At 68.2% G+C, this 17,482-nt stretch carries 12 protein-coding genes; 4 read left to right on the top strand and 8 right to left on the bottom strand.

The window, feature by feature from the left end; genetic code table 11:
• Window positions 1-113: 113 nt before the first annotated feature.
• Window positions 114-452, bottom strand: coding sequence for a hypothetical protein (locus tag ACFXJL_RS07015; protein WP_384689939.1), 339 nt, complete (start codon window positions 450-452; stop codon window positions 114-116).
• 198 nt (window positions 453-650) lie between these two features.
• Window positions 651-1,370, bottom strand: coding sequence for a hypothetical protein (locus tag ACFXJL_RS07010; protein ID WP_384689936.1), 720 nt, complete (start codon window positions 1,368-1,370; stop codon window positions 651-653).
• A 622-nt stretch (window positions 1,371-1,992) separates the two neighbouring features.
• Here ACFXJL_RS07010 and ACFXJL_RS07005 point away from each other — a divergent pair.
• Together ACFXJL_RS07005 and ACFXJL_RS07000 are read left to right on the top strand one after the other, a co-directional pair.
• Complete coding sequence (locus tag ACFXJL_RS07005; RefSeq protein WP_384689933.1) at window positions 1,993-2,832, top strand: helix-turn-helix domain-containing protein; 840 nt, start codon at window positions 1,993-1,995, stop codon at window positions 2,830-2,832.
• A gap of 20 nt (window positions 2,833-2,852) precedes the next feature.
• Window positions 2,853-3,035 carry a DUF397 domain-containing protein gene (locus tag ACFXJL_RS07000; RefSeq protein ID WP_384690337.1) on the top strand — a complete coding sequence of 61 codons (183 nt, stop codon included), beginning with the start codon at window positions 2,853-2,855 and terminating at the stop codon, window positions 3,033-3,035.
• A gap of 137 nt (window positions 3,036-3,172) precedes the next feature.
• On the opposite strand, the gene istB is transcribed toward ACFXJL_RS07000, so the two are convergent.
• Window positions 3,173-4,552 carry an IS21-like element helper ATPase IstB gene (istB, locus tag ACFXJL_RS06995; protein WP_384689930.1) on the bottom strand — a complete coding sequence of 460 codons (1,380 nt, stop codon included), beginning with the start codon at window positions 4,550-4,552 and terminating at the stop codon, window positions 3,173-3,175.
• A gap of 989 nt (window positions 4,553-5,541) precedes the next feature.
• Between istB and ACFXJL_RS06990 the strand changes: the two genes are divergently transcribed.
• A complete protein-coding gene (locus tag ACFXJL_RS06990; RefSeq protein ID WP_384689928.1) occupies window positions 5,542-7,551 on the top strand; it encodes a PA14 domain-containing protein in 2,010 nt (669 codons plus the stop codon).
• Between the two features lie 242 nt (window positions 7,552-7,793).
• Here the strand turns inward: ACFXJL_RS06990 and ACFXJL_RS06985 are convergent, their stop codons facing one another.
• Window positions 7,794-8,606: a calcium-binding protein gene (locus ACFXJL_RS06985; RefSeq protein WP_358876793.1), complete on the bottom strand. Its 813-nt coding sequence runs from the start codon at window positions 8,604-8,606 to the stop codon at window positions 7,794-7,796.
• Window positions 8,607-8,943: 337 nt separating this feature from the next.
• On the opposite strand from ACFXJL_RS06985, the gene ACFXJL_RS06980 reads away from it, so the two are divergent.
• Window positions 8,944-9,285, top strand: a complete 342-nt coding sequence (locus ACFXJL_RS06980; RefSeq protein ID WP_358876794.1) for a hypothetical protein — start codon at window positions 8,944-8,946, stop codon at window positions 9,283-9,285.
• A 123-nt stretch (window positions 9,286-9,408) separates the two neighbouring features.
• On the opposite strand, the gene ACFXJL_RS06975 is transcribed toward ACFXJL_RS06980, so the two are convergent.
• The 4 genes from ACFXJL_RS06975 to ACFXJL_RS06960 form a co-directional block, all read right to left on the bottom strand.
• A complete protein-coding gene (locus ACFXJL_RS06975) occupies window positions 9,409-10,302 on the bottom strand; it encodes a universal stress protein (RefSeq protein ID WP_384636632.1) in 894 nt (297 codons plus the stop codon).
• A 391-nt stretch (window positions 10,303-10,693) separates the two neighbouring features.
• A complete protein-coding gene (locus ACFXJL_RS06970) occupies window positions 10,694-11,176 on the bottom strand; it encodes a hypothetical protein (RefSeq protein WP_384689925.1) in 483 nt (160 codons plus the stop codon).
• Window positions 11,169-11,729, bottom strand: coding sequence for an RNA polymerase sigma factor (locus ACFXJL_RS06965; protein WP_384689922.1), 561 nt, complete (start codon window positions 11,727-11,729; stop codon window positions 11,169-11,171). Before ACFXJL_RS06965 ends, ACFXJL_RS06970 begins: the two co-directional genes overlap by 8 nt.
• A gap of 221 nt (window positions 11,730-11,950) precedes the next feature.
• Window positions 11,951-17,479, bottom strand: coding sequence for a caspase family protein (locus tag ACFXJL_RS06960; protein ID WP_384689919.1), 5,529 nt, complete (start codon window positions 17,477-17,479; stop codon window positions 11,951-11,953).
• Window positions 17,480-17,482 lie beyond the last annotated feature (3 nt).

The raw sequence follows: 17,482 nt of genomic DNA, 5'->3' as shown, positions 1-17,482 counted from the left end.
ACCGCTCATTCGCTCAACGTCACGCACCGGCAGGGGTGCGAGGGTCCAGCGCTGGCAGACGCAGCATGTCGCACCGACTTCTTGGGGTGTCGCACCCGTGAGTGCATCGCGGATCATACGACCGCCCCTGTACGCACCTGGTGGACGCCCGCGGCAATGTAGGGGTAGTCGTAGCCGTGTTCGGCCCATGCCGTGGCGAAGTAGCGTTCGCGGCATTGGGGCGTGAGGGCGTTTGCTTCTTCGGCTCGGAAGATCGAGCGGGCGAGGTCCGCGCTCGGGCCGCCCCACGGTCGGGCCCATGCCCGGGAGTTTGGTGTCTCCTCCGGTGCGTGTTGCGCGATGAGGATCGGGGCTGTGCGGCGGGCGAGATACCCGGCGGAGTGTCGTCCTGGCCGTTTGGCCCTGAAGGGGCTCAGCACCCATGCGAGGGCGCACACGATAAGGTCACGCATACGTCGTTCAGCTCCTGTTGGCTGCTTCGGCGAGCCTCGATGCGACCGATTAGGCCCGGTCCATCGGGGCGTTTCTCTTGGTGCTCATACGGCGGTGGGCCGCTAGGTCGCTTGTGTGTTGAGCGGATGCCCAGGGAGGGCCCGCCCCTGCCGGTTGCCTGCGGGAAGGCTCGGCAGGGACGGGGTCTGATGGGCCGGTCAGGGCGGGGGCATGGGTGACAGCTCCACGCCGTGGCGGGGGAGGTCGCTGATGGCGTCGAAGGCGCCGTCCACCGCGTGACCGGGCAGGGTTCCTGCGGCTATCCGCCGCATGGTCTCGATCTGCCATCCCTCGGGCAGCGACGCGAGCCGCAGTGCGGTTCTGGCGTAGTGACCTTCAGCGGTCCGGGGTGCGTCTCGATCACAGACTCTGTCATGCACCCTGCTCAACACGTGCGACAGGACCGGCGGACCGTCCTCACGGTGTCGGAGCGTTTGGTGTTCCGTTTCGAGTATCCGGAACACTTCGGGGCGCCAAGCGGGCGTGTATCCCTGGTACCAGTCGAGTAACTGCGCTGCCCCTTCCTTCTCCTCGTACCGTCCTTCAGCTGCCGCCCAGCGTTCATGTTTCCCCTCGCAGTGAACGGCGAAGTAGGCGCACTCTCGGGATAGCTCGTCGAGCACGGGTCGCCAGTCAGCGACCGGTGAGGGTCGGTGTGTCTGGACGCTCTGACCTGTGGAGAGTGCCCAGTACAGGGCCGCCCGGTCAGCCGGTTCCAGTTGGTACCAGACACCGTGATCCTTCAGCGCGGTCCACACCAGCGGAACGGCTTCGCCGGCGACTCGGGACACCTCGTCCCAACTCACCTCGGGCCATTTGGCCAGGGTGTCCAGCGCGGTACGAAGTCTGTCGAGGGTTGTGTTGGGTTTGTTCGTCATGCTTCCTGCCGTGAGAGTTGGCGGCCCCGGCCGTCCGGGCACCGATGACGACCGGAGCCAGAGGATGCGGAGCACCCTCTCTTCCCTCGGTGGACGGACCGACCTACCAGCCGAGGGGGTCCATGGAGTCCGGCCCGTCCGACTGTCGCTGTCCATGGCTCAGTCGAACGGACCGGATTGACCGCCCCACACCACGACCCGCACAGGTCCATTCATGTGAAGGCGGACGCTTTCAGAGCTGGAATGGGCGGGTCATCCCCGCGCCGAGCCCCGGCTACTACGCGCGTTCAACTCAATGAGAGCGGGGCGGAGATGGTCAATCACACTGGCCAGTCGAAGGTCCGCTCTCACAGCGGTCCACTCAATTCCGCCTTTGGGCGGACGGAGCGAATAGCGACCATCCCCCTCGTCCGTCTCCATGATCACCCCCAACGCCTTCTCGGCGGTGTCAAACACCAGTTCACCAATGCCGAGCCGGGGCGCCTGATCCGCCTGATCCGCTAGGTCTCCACCAGACATGACGACTCCTCTCCGTAGCGGAATCACTACCGGGGGCATTCAGGTTGACCTAGAGTGAGGAGCGGTTCAACTAGGGGTTTCAGCAAACAAAGTTGGGGGACAAATGGCCAACCGGAAGGAACTGGATCCGGACGCAAGTCCGCAAGCGTCCCTGGGGGCCCGACTTCGCCGCGAGCGGGAACAACGGGGCTGGACACAGCGAGAGTTCGGCGCCCAGATGCAGTATTCGCCAACCCAGGTATCCCACGTCGAAACTGGGCTGAAGATTGCGACTTTGCCTTTCTGTCGCCGCGCTGACGCTGTACTTGGCCTGGCTGGAACCGAAGAGTCGTTCGAACGTGAGTGGTTAGGCATGAAGTACGGGGCACTTCTGGAAGGCTTCCCGGGCTTCATCGGGTACGAGCGCAGGGCCGTAGAAATTCGGCTGTACGAGGTGGGGGTAATTCCCGGGCTGTTTCAGACCGCTGAGTACGCAGCAACCATCGAAGATCACAGCGTGGCGCGTGGTGCGATCACACCCGAGCACGCACGCGAACGAGTGGCGATAGTTGCTGACCGGCAAACTGCCATCGAGCGAACACCTCGCCCACTAATCCACGCCGTGCTGGACGAGAGTTGTGTTCGCAGGCATGTGGGCGGCCCGGAGGTCATGCGCGCTCAATACGACAAGCTGTTGGAGTTCGCGGAGCAGCCGAACGCCATGCTTCAGATCGCTCCGTTCTCCATGGGTGAGCGCCGCCCGTTCAACCTACCGGTAACGATCCTGACGCTGCCGGGCCGCTCTGTCATGTCGTACGCGGAGAGCGCACACCGGGGCCATCTGGAGCGCGATAGCCGCTTCGTGGACCCCACACTGTCGGCCTACTATCAACTGCAGAAGTACGCGCTTCCGCAGGCGGACTCCGTGTCCATGATCAATGAGGTACGAAAGGGCACCCCGTGACGACCACGACCGAAACCCCCATGTGGATCAAGTCTTCATACAGCGGCAACGGTGGTCAATGTGTCGAGTGGTCTCCCTCGCACGCCTCCGCCACCGGCATCGTCCCCGTCCGGGACAGCAAGCGCCCCAGCGGACCCGTTCTGATGGTCTCCACCAACGCCTTCGCCGGGCTGATCTCCCTCGCCCGCTCTGCCAACCTGTAAACCACAGCACAGCGCAGAAGATGAACTGACGCACAACACGCACCAGAGAGCCCCGCCCGGTGACCGACCGGACGGGGCTCTCGCAACTACTCCTCAAGCGGCATCCGTAGCTGTGATCTGACAGCTACGAGGGGGAATCAAGCGTCGGGGCTGGTGAGGGCGGCGTCGGGGTGGTAGCTGCGGAGGCGGTAGCTGTCGCCCTTGAGCGTGATCACATCGGCGTGGTGGGCCAGTCGGTCGATCATGGCGAAGGTGACGGGGTCATCGCCGAACACATCGGCCCAGCGGCCGAACGACTTGTCGCCCGTGACCAGGACCGAGCCGCGTTCGTAGCGGTGGGAGACCAGCCGGAACAGCAGGTTCGTCGCCTCGGGGGTGAAGGGCACATAGCCGATCTCGTCCACGACGATCAGGTCGTACTGGTCGAGTCGGGTCAACTCCTCGCCGAGGCGCCCGGTGTTCTGGGCCTCGGTGAGGCGGGCCACCCACTCGGTGGCGGTGGCGAAGCGGACGTTGTGACCGGCGCGGCAGGCCCGCATCCCCAGTGCGATGGCCAGATGGGTCTTGCCGGTGCCGGGAGGGCCGAGGAAGACGGCGTTGGCGTGGGCGTCGACGAAGTCCAGGGCTGCGAGACGGGTGACGGTCTCCCAGTCGTGGGGGCGCTGACGGTCGGCGTCGAAGTCTTCCAGCGACTTGTGCGCGGGGAAGCCGGCCGCGACGATCCTGGCATCGGCGCCCGCGGCCTCCCGGGTTTCGAGGGTGGTGGTGCCCTCGGTGGGCTGGGAAGGCTGGGGCTCGTCGGTCTTCTTGACGGTGCGAGCGGTGGCGTTGGCCTGGGCGGGGATCGTGTGTCGCGGGGGTGGGACCGGTCCACTCATCTCCTGGAGGATGGAGCACGGCTCGCTGGCATCGGCGAATCCGCTGTCCCCATCACGGTGGGGTGGACCTCCTAGGCCAGGGCCGGCATGGCCGTGTGACTCCATGGGTCCCGACATATAGGCGAGGATCGCCGCCGAGAGGATGAATGCCATATGGATCACGGTCCCCCACAACAGCGAGTGCTGGGAGGTGTGGGACACATCGACGAACATCTGGAGCAGGTGGACGGACGAGATCCCGACGATGGCGGTGGCCAGCTTCACCTTCAGCACGTTGGAATTGACGTGCGACAGCCATTCCGGTTGGTCGCGGTGGCCCTGGAGGCCGATGCGCGACACGAAGGTCTCATAGCCACCGACGATGACCATGATCAACAGATTTGCGATCATCACAACATCGACGAGCTTCAGCACGGCGAGCATGACGTGGGTTTCGTCGGCCTGGCCGCTGATGATGTTGAGCACCAGGTGCCAGAGTTCATTGAAGAACTTGTAGACGTAGACACCTTGTGCTGCCACCAGTCCGAAGTAGAGCGGGGCTTGGAGCCAGCGGGTGGCGAAGAGGGCGTATCCGAGTGAGGGAGCCGCGTAACTCCTGAAGTCTGGCTTGGTCGACGCGGGCATAGCGGGGCTGAGCAACGAGTCTCCAAAGGTGGCTTGCGGCAGTCGGCGCGGAACCGCATATGCGCCGCTAACGAGCCTGCCGGGAGGTGCGTCACTGCGTTTTCGGCAGGGGTCGTCGGCCCGCCGGGTACACCCGACTGGCTTCTTCCTCCGATTTGCCGCTGGTACCAGGGATTTCATGGGGCGAGAGGCTCTGCGTGAACCGTCAAAGCCCGTCGGTGAAATCGGCTACCGCGCTGCCACGACGTTGACGCCGTGCTCTTTTCGTCGCGTGCGGGGAGGCCCTCAATGCCCCCTGGTGATGGTGGATCCAGGAAGCGTACAGAGGGACGAACGGTCCTCCTCAGGGAAGGAGCGGTCGCGGCTCTCGGCCTGCCGGAACGGGTCCAGGGCATGGCTTCGAGCCCATGTCCCTTCCCCGCGCTCGGGGCCCGTTTCGCTCGGCGCTGTCGTGGGGGCGATCGACATCAGGACGCCTCGATGGCGGAGGACGGCTGGTCGGCGTCGGTCCCGCCGATGTCTCGCTCGACCGGTTTCGGAGCCGGGCACGCCAAACCGAGCGGTTCGCTCGGTGGGTGAGCCCTTCACCATCGTGGTTCCTCGTCTTGTCCGGGCTGCTGTGCGACCCTCGGGAAGGGCGCCAGGACTGAAACCCAGTCCAACACGAATTGTGACATGCAAGCCAGAATCAATGACTGATAGTGATGGCGCGTCGAGGCGAATTCTTCTTCTCTCCCTGTCATTTCGGGAATCCAGGCACCGAGCGGCCACCGCCCCGAGGCCCATCACCGCGTGACGGTCCGCGATGGTCGCCACGATGCCCGCTCCGGGTCTCTGAGCTGCGAGAAAGATAGCCCTATCGGTCAATTCTTCTTGTATACATATGTGTTGACCAAGTAAAGTCTCATCTTCGATGCGCATTCGGCTTGGCTGGAGCCGCCGAACAGAATCCCCCACCCTCATCGCATCTTTGTGTCATCCGGGCTGGAAAGGGCTATTCACGCGTGACCCTGATACCTCGCGGCCGACTTCGCACGGTCGCCGCACTCACTGTCGCCACGACAGTCGGCGGGCTTGTCACCGCCGTGACCACCACGTCCGCTTCGGCTGCGGTGAGTTGCGTCTCACCCGCATTCCAGCGGCAGTTCTTCTCGAACACCTCGTTGTCGGGAACACCGAAGAAGACCGACTGCGACTCGACGATCAATGAGAGTTGGGGTACCGGCGCACCCGCGAGCGGGCTGCCGCGGGACAACTTCGGCGTACGGTGGTCCATGACCCGGGACTTCGGTTCGGGCGGCCCATTCGCGCTGTCCGTCGCGGCACGTGATGGAATTCGCGTGTACGTCGACGGATCGCGCAAGATCGACCTCTGGCGCAACGGGTCGAGCAATCAGTCAAAGACGGTCAACCTCACCATTCCGTCCGGCCGGCACAGCTTGCGGATCGACTATGTGAGCTGGACCGGGTCGGCGAATGTGCAATTCACCTACGCACCCCGAACCACGGCCGCGGTCGACAAGGTCAAGCCGCTGGTGCCCGGTGGGGTCAAGGTCGCCACCGACCACGCGACCGCGCGGCCCAAGGTGTCCTGGACGGCGAACAAGGAGATGGACCTGGCGGGTTACCGCGTCTACCGTCGCCACCAGAGCACCAAGACCTTCCAACTGGCGGCCACCACGACCGCGACGTCCCACCTGGACCTGGTGCTGGAGCCCGGTTCCACCTACTACTACGAGGTCCGCGCCTACGACCGGGCCGGAAACAGCTCGGCGGGCAGTGTGGACGTACCGGTGACGACGGTCCTCGTCACCGCGCCCGAGGGGCTCACGTCGAAGGGCGTCGACTCCGGTGTCCAGATGAGCTGGAAGCCCGTCCAGGGTGCCGTTCGCTACGTCGTCGTGTGGAACAAGCCCACCGGCGGCACAGGTTCGAGCACCGTCACCTCGACCACGTTCACCGACACCACCGCACTGCGTTCGGTGGTCCGCAACTACCGGGTGGCCGCGGTCGACGGGGCCGGACGGCTGTCCCCGTACGCGTACACGGAAGAGAGTCGCCTGGTCGCGGCGCCGCACGAGGTGACGGCCGTGCCGGCGCCCGGCAGCCATCGGCCCACGATCAAGTGGCGGGTCAACCGCAACACGGACGGTGCGATCCACAACTTCCATGTCTACCGCTCCACCTCTCTTCCGGTGGACACCACCGTCGAACCGACGCGCTGCCTCACCGGTTCGGTCACGCTCCCCGACGGCCGCCGCGAGTACAGCTGCGTCGACGCATCGACGGGTTGGGGTACGACCTACCACTATGTGATCAAGGCGCATGACAACCGCGGCCGGGAGTCGAACGCCTCCGCCGTCGCGACCGTCACCACACCCACGAAGGACCTCACTCCGCCGGACGCGGTCAAGGGGCTGACCGTGAAGCCCACCGAGTACGGCGCCGAACTCGACTGGGAGCCCAACACCGAACCGGATCTCAAGCGGTACACGGTCTACAGCGGCGAAGTGCGCCGCGAACCCGACCAGCCGGCTGTGTGCTTCGTCTACGAGCGGGCGTATCTCGCCCCGCCCACGACGACCTACCGCTACGAAGACCTACCGGACGGCAAGGAGACCTGCTACTTCATCGATGCGGTGGACACGGCGGGCAACTCCAACTACCAGTGGACCCGCACCGGCAACTTCGTGTACGTCAATGAGCTGGACCTGACGCCTTCGGTGCCCACCCCGCCCGGAGCGTCCCACACCGTGAGTTCGGTCCTGGAGGGTTCGAACGTGCGCCTGTCGTGGGATGCAGTCCCCGGTGCCACCGGGTACCTCGTCCACCACTGGAACCCGGTGACCAAGACGTACGAGAAGCTGACCGACCAGCCCGTCTCGGCACTCTCGTACCAGCACACCAACCCGACCGTCGGGACCACCCACTTCTACTGGGTGAGCGCCGTCCATGCCGACGGTAGCGAGTCGGCGCCCGCGGCGGACTGGGCGATCGTGCCTCCCAGGTCCTGAACGCAGTGGGTCCCAAGCCTCCCCCGTGGGCTTGGGACCCGGCCGGCATCCGTGTGGGCCCGTCAGGGTTGTGTCCCCGGCGAGCCCGCACTGTTGGGTGCAAGCCGTTCGTGCGTGCTCGTCAGAGCGGATGAGGTGCGGCGTCGCGGCCCGTCACCCCGCCGGAGCGCGGTGCCGGTGTCGGCCCGGACCCCCCGGTCCGGGCCGACGGTGCGACATCGGTCTCAGCTCGTCAGCGCAGGTCAGCGCACGTCGATGTAGTCGGCGGCGGCGGTGTGGCCCGCAGTGGTCGACGTACCGGCGAAGACGTAGCGGTAGTGGCCGTCGGCCGTGGCCGTGACCGTCGTCTTCAGGTTGCCCTTGCTGTCCGCCTTGATGGTCTTCAGGGTCGTGTAGGCGGACGTGCCCTTCTTGAGGTACTGGAGCTTCACGGACTGGCTGCCGTAGCTCACGTACTTGTTGGCGTCCCAGCTACCGCGGGTCAGGGAACCCGTGATGGTGATGGTCTTGTTCTTGGTGACCGGCTCCGGGGAGGCGTTCACCGTCACCTTGGACATGCGCTGAACGACGGCCGAGCCCACGTTGGTCCGCTCGATGGCGGCACCCTTCTCGTCCATGACGAAGGAGGCGATCTTCCACGTACCGGCCTGGTCGTTCCACAGGTCTAGCGTCGGATCGATGGTGAAGGTGGACGTGCAGGTCACCTTGGTGCCGGTGCCGCAGGTCGCGCCCTCTCCATCGGTGCTCAGGAACGCGGTGGGCTCGTCCCAGCTCGCCCCGCGCCACAGGGCAACGTCCGCGTAGCCGATGCCCTGCGGGTCACTCACGGTGTACGTGACCTTCACGACCTTCTTGGTGGTGGCGCCGACGACGATCGCCTTGCCACCGTTGGCCACCACGTTCGAGATGGTCGGAGCACCGGCCGCGGAGACCTTGGCGCTCGACCGGGGCGCGTTCCACGAGTCCGAGCCGGCATCTGCGTGCGCCATGGGAACTGCCAGACCGGTGAGGGCGAGAGCGCCGGTCACCACCGCGACAGAAGCACGAATGCGCATGTATCTCCCAATGCATGGGGCCGCTTCCGGGACACGGCAGGGTGTCGCCAGGGGCCCTAGGTCTGTCTGAGTCTGCTGACTCAGCTGATCCGACCCGGGAGGCGGGGTAAAGGTTGTGCGGTGAAGTGAAAATTACGTGATAACCAGTTTTGTGATCTTGGTACAGGCGTAGGGATCGGCGGCTGTGTGCGCTCTGGATACTCGAACCCCCGCCAGGCGGGACCTCGCGTACCCCAGGCAGCCGCGCCCCGGATGCCACTCTCTCGGGAACCCGGCAAGGTGATCTTCAGCAGGAAAGCAGGACAGCAGGACTCCCCCACAGACAAGGACCCCGCCCATGTCCGTGATCCCCACCCGGCGGCTCGCCGGCGCCGCCGGAGCGGCGCTGCTGACCCTCACCCTTGCGGGCTGCTCCGGCCTCGGCCGGACGGCCGTGGGGCCCGTCGCCTACGACACCACGCAGGACGACCATGTGACGATCCACAGCCCGCTCGTCCGCGGCTGTCACAAACTGGCGTCCGCGGGAGCCGTGTCCGTGGAGAACGGCAGTCTCGTCGACATCGTCCTCTACCCGACCGCGGACTGTTCCGGCGGTGACTCGATCTACGTAGCGACCATGTCGTCGGACATCACCGCACCCCGCGCCAAGCCCTGGCGGAGCTTCCGACTCATCCACTGAGTCGCCTCTGCGTACGCGGCGCCCGGGCTCTGGTGTGCGCGATCAGCCCAGGTCGCCGGCACATGACGAACGGCCCCACGGTGCGTCCACACCGTGGGGCCGTTGGGCAGCCGGCAGGTCCGGTCAGTCCTCGTCGGTGATCTGGCCGGCGCGGACCACGGCGACCGGGCAGTTCGCGTGGTGCAGTGCGGCCTGGCTCACCGAACCCAGCAGCAGCCCGGTGAAACCACCGCGGCCACGAGCGCCGACGACCAGCAGCTGTGCACCCCCGCTGGCTTCGAGCAGCGCCTGACGGGGGCGGCTGCGGACCATCTCGCGGCGCACGGTCACATCCGGGTACTTGGCCTGCCAGCCCGAGAGCGCTTCGGCCAGTACGCGTTCTTCGGTGTTCTGGAGCCGGTCGAGACCGTCCACCAGATTGTCCGGGTGGCCCGGGTCATCATCGCCGCGCTCGCTCCAGGAGCCCCAGGCGTGCAGGGCCACCAACTCGGCGCCGCGCATCGATGCCTCGGCGAAGGCGAAGCCCACCGCGGACTCGCCCGCCGGGGAACCGTCGGCGGCCAGCAGGACGGGCCCCTCCGGATCGGGCGTACCGCGCACGATCAGTACCGGGCAGCGTCCGTAGGTGGCGAGGTGCACCGCCGTGGAACCGACCAGGAGGCCGATGAAGCCGCCCATGCCCCGGCTGCCGACGACGACCAGCGATGCCTTGCGGGACTGGGCCTCCAGCACGCTCAGGGCCTCACCGGTGATCAGGTCCTGGGTGACCTCCACATCGGGTGCGGTGGCACGGGCCCGCTCCACCGCTTCGTTCAGTGCGCGCTCGGCGATGTTGCGCAGTCCGCCGTCGGGCGGACCCATCGGCGAAGGACCGAGCGAGACATGCATCTTCGGCCAGATGAACGCGTGCACCACATGCAGTGAGACCCCGCGAATCCGGGCCTCGCGAGCTGCCGCATCAACGGCGTCCAGGCTCGACTTCGAGCCGTCCACCCCAACGACGACCGGTCCGTTCATCACTGCGCTCCCATCTCCACTTCGGTGCGCGACCGCCTCGGCTTCCGGGCGGCCGACGGGGACGACAGCGGGTGTTGCCGCTGTGCACCGCCCGCACACCGGGGCGGGCGGTGATCGTCCCTACCTTCAGTCTCGATCGGATCGGCGGGGGGTGCCAGGGGTCGAAGGGCCATGACAGGAGGGCCATCGGCCCCCTGTATCGCCCTGGTTTGCCCGAGACAGCCATGATTGGCACCGATACGCAAGGTGCGCCGGGCCGAGCATCGTACGGACGGCCGTCGGCCATTCGAGGCAGGGCGATACAGAGCAGGGCGGGGCAGAGCAGGGCGATACAGGACAGGGCGATACAGGACAGGGCGGGGCAGAGCAGGGTGGGGCAGGTGGGGCGCCGCTATCGCAGGCGGTCACCGACCGCCGCGGCGGGTTCGGGCGCCGGGGTGCGTTCCGGTGCCGGGGTGCGTTCCGGCGCTGGATTGCGTTCCGGCGCTGGATTGCGTTCCGGTGCTGCCGCGGGCTCGGGCTCCGTGTCCGCCCGGTCCAGTGCGCAGCCCTGATCCGTGCAGGACCGACGCAGCCGGCCCATCGAGAGCGTCTGGACCAACCCCAGCGTCCAGCACATCGGGCAGCCGCGCAGCGCCAGCAGACCCACGGGAACCAGCAGCAGACTGGCCCAGCCCAGGGTGGGGAAGAGCAGCACTGCCCCGGCCAGCCCGCCGAATCCCACCGCGCCCCGCAGCAGATGGCGGGAGAGCGAGGCACTGGCGAAGCTCCCCGAGCCGACCGGGCCGACCGGGCCGCTTGAGCTCGCCGCACTGGCTGGGCTGGCTGCACTGGCTGGGACAGCGGCAGTACGAGGACTCGGAAGGTCAGTCACGCCGACCTCCGGGGCCCTCGTCCGCCGAGGTCAAGAGTGCGGCGCGGACGGCTTCCCTGGCCCGTCTGAGCCGTGACTTCATCGCCGCGTTGCTCAATCCCAGTGCGTCGGCGACCGCCCGTCCGCTGTGGCCCTGGACATCGCGCATGATCAGCACCCGCCGCTGGTCGAGGGGGAGCGCGGTGATCGCCGCGGCCACCCGGCCCGCCTCAAGGCGCTGGAACACGTCCTCCTCGAACGAGGGCACCACCGCATCCGGCACGGGCCCCTGGTGGCGCAGCATCAGCCGGGTGCGACGCAGACACTCATTGCGGACGATGCGGAACATCCAGGAGGCGAGCGCCCCGGACGCCCGCAGCATGCCGATCTTCCGGTAGAGGATGATCAGGGCTTCCTGTGCGGCGTCCTCCGCGTCCTGCGGGGTGGCGCACAGGGAGTGGGCGAACCGCCGCACATGCGGGTGCGAGCCGGACACCAGCGCGGCGGTGGCCTCGGGGTCGCCCTGCTGCGCCGCGGAGATCAGTTGCTGGCCGGGCCAGCGGGAGTCAGCCACGGCCGCGTCCTCGACGGCGCAGCACGACGACCGTGCACGCGCAGAGCAGCACGGCGGCGGCTGCGAGGGAAAGTCCAAGGATCACGATGCCTCCACTTCTCGGTGCTGACGCTGTTGTCCGCACATGCATAAGAGCCGCGGAGGTGGCGAAAGGATTCAGCCTTGCCTTCGTCGAGACCGTGCACGAACTCCCCCATGCCACGCCCCACAACCGGTCGCACTCAGGCGCGGGCTGCTGCGGGGGCTCGTGTGTTTCCTTCCGGTTCTTCGTCCGCCGCGGTCGGCTCCAGGGGGTCGATCAGGACCACCCCGTTGGGTGCGGCCACGACCAGTTCACCGCAGGAGCCAAGGGCTGCCGCCCGCACGGTGAACGGCAAAGCGAGCTCCCGGCGCTCGCCCTCACCGGAGAGGGACTGCACGAACAGGCGTCCCGTCTCCTCCGTCATATAGTCGCGTCCACCGGGCAGTACGCCGATGAATCCGCCGTCCCAACGGCTCGGCACCGACCAACTGGCCAGGGGAGTCAGTGCCTTGCGGCTCGTGGGCAGGAGGCGCCGTCGGGGTGCGTCGAAGGAGTCGAGGACAGTACCGATGGCGTAAACGGCCGTGAGTGTCCGGGAGGACACCAGCACCGTGGGTTCCGGCCGGTCGGGCAGGGCCACCACTCGGACGATCTCACTGTCCGAAGCAAGCCGGAACCGCCGTGAACTTCCCTGGGTGTCGAGGTCGTGGAGGCCGATGTCACCCTGCTCGTACTGGATGAACAGCAGTCGACGTCCGTCGAGGGCCAGTGGCCACCGTGGCTCGACGCTCCGGAAGGCACCCCCCGCGCTGAGGGCCGGTGCCTGGGAGAGGATCGGGAGCCCATCGGTGGGCAACGCGCCGGAGTCCGCGGAGAATCGATGGCCCCAGATCTCCTGGCCCTGCCGCAGGGACAACAGCAGCGAGACGTCGTCCTGCCGGTGGAGCGTGCTCAGTTTGCCGAAGACCGAGGAGGTCGGGAGCACTCGGCCCGCGTCGCGGAAGGAGGCCGAGGTCAGGTCCCAGAGCTCCACGATCCCGCTGCTGCTGAGGGTGGCCAGATAGCGGTCCCCGACCGGGGTGCGGAAGCCCTCCAGTTGACGGATCGGGCGGTCGCTGACCGATCGCAACCGGGCGAGGAGCCGTCCGGTGGCGATGTCGCGCAGTTGAAGGTCGCCCCGCATGCCGCCGATGGCGATTTGGCCCGATGGCCCGGCGCACACCGCGGACGGGGGCCACGTGTGCTCCACCAGGTCGTCGATGCGCCAGGCCGAGTCCCTCCAGAACCGCCACACCACCTTGACCGTGCCGCTGTCGTCACCGCCGAGCACGGTGCGCGTACCGCCGTTGGGGGCCGCCCGGGCCGCGAGGACATTGACCGCGGGAACCACGCGTACCGTCGCCCGCTCGACGAACGCGCCCGTACCGAGGTCCCAGTCGGTCACCGCACGATCGTCGGATGCGCTCACCACGGTGGTCCCACCCTTCCCGTCGTCGATGAAGGCGAGGGAGTTCACCCGGGCTCGGTGGGCGCGGTGGGCGGGTCCGTGCGCCCGCCCGGACGGGAGGTCAAAGCGTAGGAGCGCGCCCCCTTCGGTGCCGGCGACGAGGACACCGGAGCCGTCGGGGGCGAGGGCGAGGCTGGTGATCCACTCGGTGTCGGTCGGGGGGTCGGTCGGGGAGTCGGTCGCGGGGTCGGTCGGGGGCTGGCAGCGGGTGAGCCATCGGTCGCCGTCCAGGTCCCAGCAGTGGATCTCGCCGTCCGCGGTGGCACCGACGGTGACCCGGAGGTCGCCGACCACCCCGGCACAGACCGCGGTGATCATGGCCTCGCGCCGGGGCGAGGCTTCGTGGATGACGATGCCGTCGGCCAGTTGAAGTGTGTGGAGGGCACCGGACGCATCGCCGATGACCACCAACGCGGTGCCGTCGGAGCAGGAGTGAACGGCCGCACAGGTCGCAGTGGCCCCTTGCCACCGGTCGTCGGCGGCGATCCGGCTGGTCCACAGCTCGTCCCCGGTGCGCGGCTGCCAACAACGGATCTGGTGGTCCTCGCCCACGCTGATGAGCGCGTCCTCGCCACCGTCCACGGTCAGGGCACCGAGGGCGAGGACCTTCCCCTGGTGGGCGGGCACGAGCAGCGCATCGGCTGCGGTGCCCGAGTGGACGATCCTGATGAGCCCGTCACGTCCCGCGGCACAGACCGCGGGCTGTTCACCACTGGTCTCGTAGAGGGCCGTGATCTCCCCCGTGGAGACATGGCCCCCGATCCGTTCGCCGGTGACGATGTCGTACATCTGCACACCGCGGCCCGAGCCATGGACGACGACGGCGAAGTGACGGGCGTCCAGGCGGCCGGTGGTCGTGCGGACCGGACCGCCGCGTCCCACGCGCCGGGGGCTGCCGAGGCGGCGGCCGGTGTCCAGGTCCCAGCGGTGCAGGGTGCCGTTGTCGGTCACGGCGACGACCAACCACTGCTGTCCGACCCGGAGGGCGCTGACGGCCGCCACGGATGGCCCTCCCTCCAGCAGGGTGCGTACCGGTTGGCCGGAGGCGACCGCGCTGACCTGGACGCTCCCGTCCGTGCCGCCGGTGACCAGCAGCGGCCCCAGGACGTGCGGATGGACCCCGGTGGCGCAGTTGACGGTGTGTTCGGGCCGTATCTCGATAGGGTCGACCATGTCCCGGCACAGCAGTACGCGGTCGTCGACACCGATCGCGACACGGGGGTCGGGCAGTCGCACGGCGACGCAGAGGTGACCCGTGGACGCGAACGGCACCTCGGCCAGCCGGTGGTCGTCCTTCTGGATCAGCGACGTGTACTGAAAGTCCGGTACGGGTCGCCAGGCGAGCGAACCGTCGGCGTATCTGAGCACGAGGAGGCCGGGGACGACCGCGCACTCCACCACCTCTCCTGCGCCGTCGCGTTCTCCCTTGCGGAAGCTGAGCACCAGGGAGTCGTCCGAGTCCACGCCCTGCACCTCCAGGTCGTGGAACGGTTCCGGAACGGAACCGTCAACGCGGACGTCCCTGCGGGCGTCCCCGATGAAGGCCACCACGGGCACATCGAACTCGGCGGTCGCCCACACCAGTCCCGTCCGCGGGGCCCTGCTGCGGCTGCGCTGGGAGTCGTTGCGGACGCCGGAGCCCAAGTCCCAGCGCACGGGGTCGTTGCGGTTCTCGACACCGACGAAGGTCAGCCCCTGCGCCGATGCCACGACCGCCCCGGCATCCAGACCCAGTTCGGGTGCGGTGAAGCGCCAGTTCTGCTGTTCCGTGCTCCACACGGCCCACCGGGTGCGCCAGGGCATCGGACCCGATGCATCGCAGGAGGCGGCCAGCCGTTCCGCACGGTGACAGACGGCGGCCCAGCGCAGCCGCGCGCGGGTCTCAGGCTGCCCGGGTGCCTCCCTCAGTCCGTCCTGCACCGTGCGGATCGCCCGGCCGGCGGTGATCCCCTCGGAGGTGCGGAGGGCGGGAAGCGCGGCGAGGAGTTGCTCCAGGTCGCTGGAGAGGACGAACGCGGCGTCGTGGACGAGTTCGTCCAACCGACCGCCCTGGGCCCCATGAAGCGGCAGATAGCGGCGCACATACGGGTGGGACCACTCCCCGGCCACCGCGATCAGGGTGTCCGTGACGGTGCGTTGGATACGTTGGATCCGTTCGGCGTGCTGGCCCTCCCGGAGGTGTTCGATGAGGGCGCGGTGGTAGATCCGGTAGACGGACTCACCGTTCTCGATGCCCTCCACCACATAGGAGCCGGCGTGGGTGCGCAACCAGGCGATGTCCGCGTCGCCGTAGGTCCGGCCGCTCACCGCGCTCGCCAACCGGGGCCAGATTCCCGCCCAGGGCAGACCGGCACCCTGGGCGAACGCCAGAGGGAGCAGCAGATCGCGGGCCCGGGTGGTCTGGTCGCCGAGGCGCTGGCGCAGATCGCGCTCCATGGCATCGCCGGGGAAGCGGGGCAGGTCGTCGCGCCAGGCCAGTTGGAGGGGGTCGGGGAGTTCGGGGTCACGGGCGAGGGTGAGCGCGGTGATCCTGGCGACGAGGAAGGAGTGCCCGGCGGCCTCGGCCACGGCCTCGGCGACCCCGTCGATGTGCTGTGCGGGCCGACTCGCCACGGCGGACGCGGGGTCGGTGAGGAGCTTGGTCACATAGGCCCGTACCGCACTCGGGTCGGTGTAGCGGTCCTCGTCGAGGTCGATGCGGTGGGCGTTCGGGAGCCGGCGTTCCACGATCTGTCGGCGTGCACCCAGGAGCAGTCTCAGCGGCAGGTCGAGCGAGGGATCGGTGAGGGGGGCGAGCAGGTCCCGGATGAGGGAGTCGGGGTCGACCGCCTCGTCCACGGCGTCGACGATCACCACCAGGGGGGTGGTGCGCCCCTGGAGGCGGGTGATCAGTTCGCCGGCCGAGCGGGCGACGAGGCCGGCCACCGCCGCGATGGCGTCGAGGACTTCGCGGGTCGTGCGGTGACTGGCGAGGACGGCCGCGTCCACCGCGTCGGCGGCGGGCAGGCAGTCCTCGGGCAGGGCGAGAGCCTCACGGGGAACGGAAGGCCGGTAGTCGGGATCGGTGACCACCTTGACCAGGCCCAGGAGTGCGGACTTGCCAGAGCCGGGGTCCCCGGTGACCACGACCAGGCGTTCAGCGGCCCGTTCGGGACGCAACCAGCGGGTGAGTTCACGCAGGGCGAGGTGTCGGCCGGTGAAGTGCCAGACATCGTCGTCGGGTACGTCGGTGCCCCGGGCACGCGGCAGGAAGTGGCCCCGCAGCTCCTCCTCCCGCTGTGCGTCCTGGCGGGCGTTCTGCTCGATCAACCGGTCGATCTCGTCGAGCCTGCGGCCTTCCGTACCCACCATGTACCGCGGGTTGGGCAAGAGGCGTGGCAGCGAGTCGAGCCTGTCGCCTGCCGCATCGCGCACATGCTCCGGGTTGGGCAGGAAGAGCGGCAGATCGAGGGACGCATCGGCGACATCCCATTTGAGGTTCATGTGCTCGGGGATGGCCGGGTCGGCGGACATGGCGCCGAGGACCGTGTTGAGGGAGAGGAACGCGGGCACGTTGCCCGCCGTGGACGAGGCGTGCACGGCCCGTACGAGGGCGTTCGTCAGCACCCCGGGCGAGGTCTCCTCCTTGCGCCGGGACGAGGAGACGACGATCAGTGCCTCACTGCCGGGAGAGGCCCCACGGGGACCGGCGAACTGGCGGGCGGCGTGCGCGGCGTCGATGATGGTGTCGGCCGCGGCGCCCGAGTGACAGGCGTCGAGGAAGATCAGCACTCGGCGCAGCCCGGTCTCCTCCCACAGGGCGCGGGCGATGTCCCTCGGGGGGAGTCCGGTGTGCGGCAGGTCGTCGGGGTCGGTGTCGGCGAGCAGGAGATGGTGCAGACCGCTGCCGAGGGTGACGGCGCCGTGGCAGGCGAGATAGACGACCAGATGGTCGTCAGCGCGTCGGTCGGGCGCCTTGGCGAAAGTGCGCAGCGCGTGCAGGAACTCCCCCCGGGTGGGGTCGAGTACCAGATCGGCGCCCCGCTGATAGCCCAGGTCGCGGAGGAACAGATCCTCCATCCGCTGTACGTCGTCGGTGAGTTCGGGGACGTCGTAGCTCGGCGCGTTCGCCAGATGTCGGACAGCGGTGGCGATCAGGAACCGTCGTGGCTCGGCACGATCGTCGGGCGACGGTCCGTCGTCCCCCGTCACCTCGCCGTCCGACTCCGGTTCCCCCGCCATCAC

Origin of the sequence: Streptomyces sp. NPDC059256 (genome assembly GCF_042753785.1) — a bacterium.
GTDB lineage: Bacteria > Actinomycetota > Actinomycetes > Streptomycetales > Streptomycetaceae > Streptomyces.
The sequence above is the reverse complement of the archived record's forward strand: the minus strand, read 5'-3'. Positions and strand labels throughout refer to the sequence as shown.

What these genes read in the sequence shown, in the direction of transcription:
- ACFXJL_RS06960 (WP_384689919.1), bottom strand. Translation starts at nt 17,479, where the DNA reads ATGGCGGGGGAACCGGAGTCGGACGGCGAGGTGACGGGGGACGACGGA.
- ACFXJL_RS07015 (WP_384689939.1), bottom strand. Translation starts at nt 452, where the DNA reads ATGCGTGACCTTATCGTGTGCGCCCTCGCATGGGTGCTGAGCCCCTTC.
- ACFXJL_RS06975 (WP_384636632.1), bottom strand. Translation starts at nt 10,302, where the DNA reads ATGAACGGACCGGTCGTCGTTGGGGTGGACGGCTCGAAGTCGAGCCTG.
- ACFXJL_RS07005 (WP_384689933.1), top strand. Translation starts at nt 1,993, where the DNA reads ATGGCCAACCGGAAGGAACTGGATCCGGACGCAAGTCCGCAAGCGTCC.
- ACFXJL_RS06985 (WP_358876793.1), bottom strand. Translation starts at nt 8,606, where the DNA reads ATGCGCATTCGTGCTTCTGTCGCGGTGGTGACCGGCGCTCTCGCCCTC.
- ACFXJL_RS07000 (WP_384690337.1), top strand. Translation starts at nt 2,853, where the DNA reads ATGTGGATCAAGTCTTCATACAGCGGCAACGGTGGTCAATGTGTCGAG.
- ACFXJL_RS07010 (WP_384689936.1), bottom strand. Translation starts at nt 1,370, where the DNA reads ATGACGAACAAACCCAACACAACCCTCGACAGACTTCGTACCGCGCTG.
- ACFXJL_RS06980 (WP_358876794.1), top strand. Translation starts at nt 8,944, where the DNA reads ATGTCCGTGATCCCCACCCGGCGGCTCGCCGGCGCCGCCGGAGCGGCG.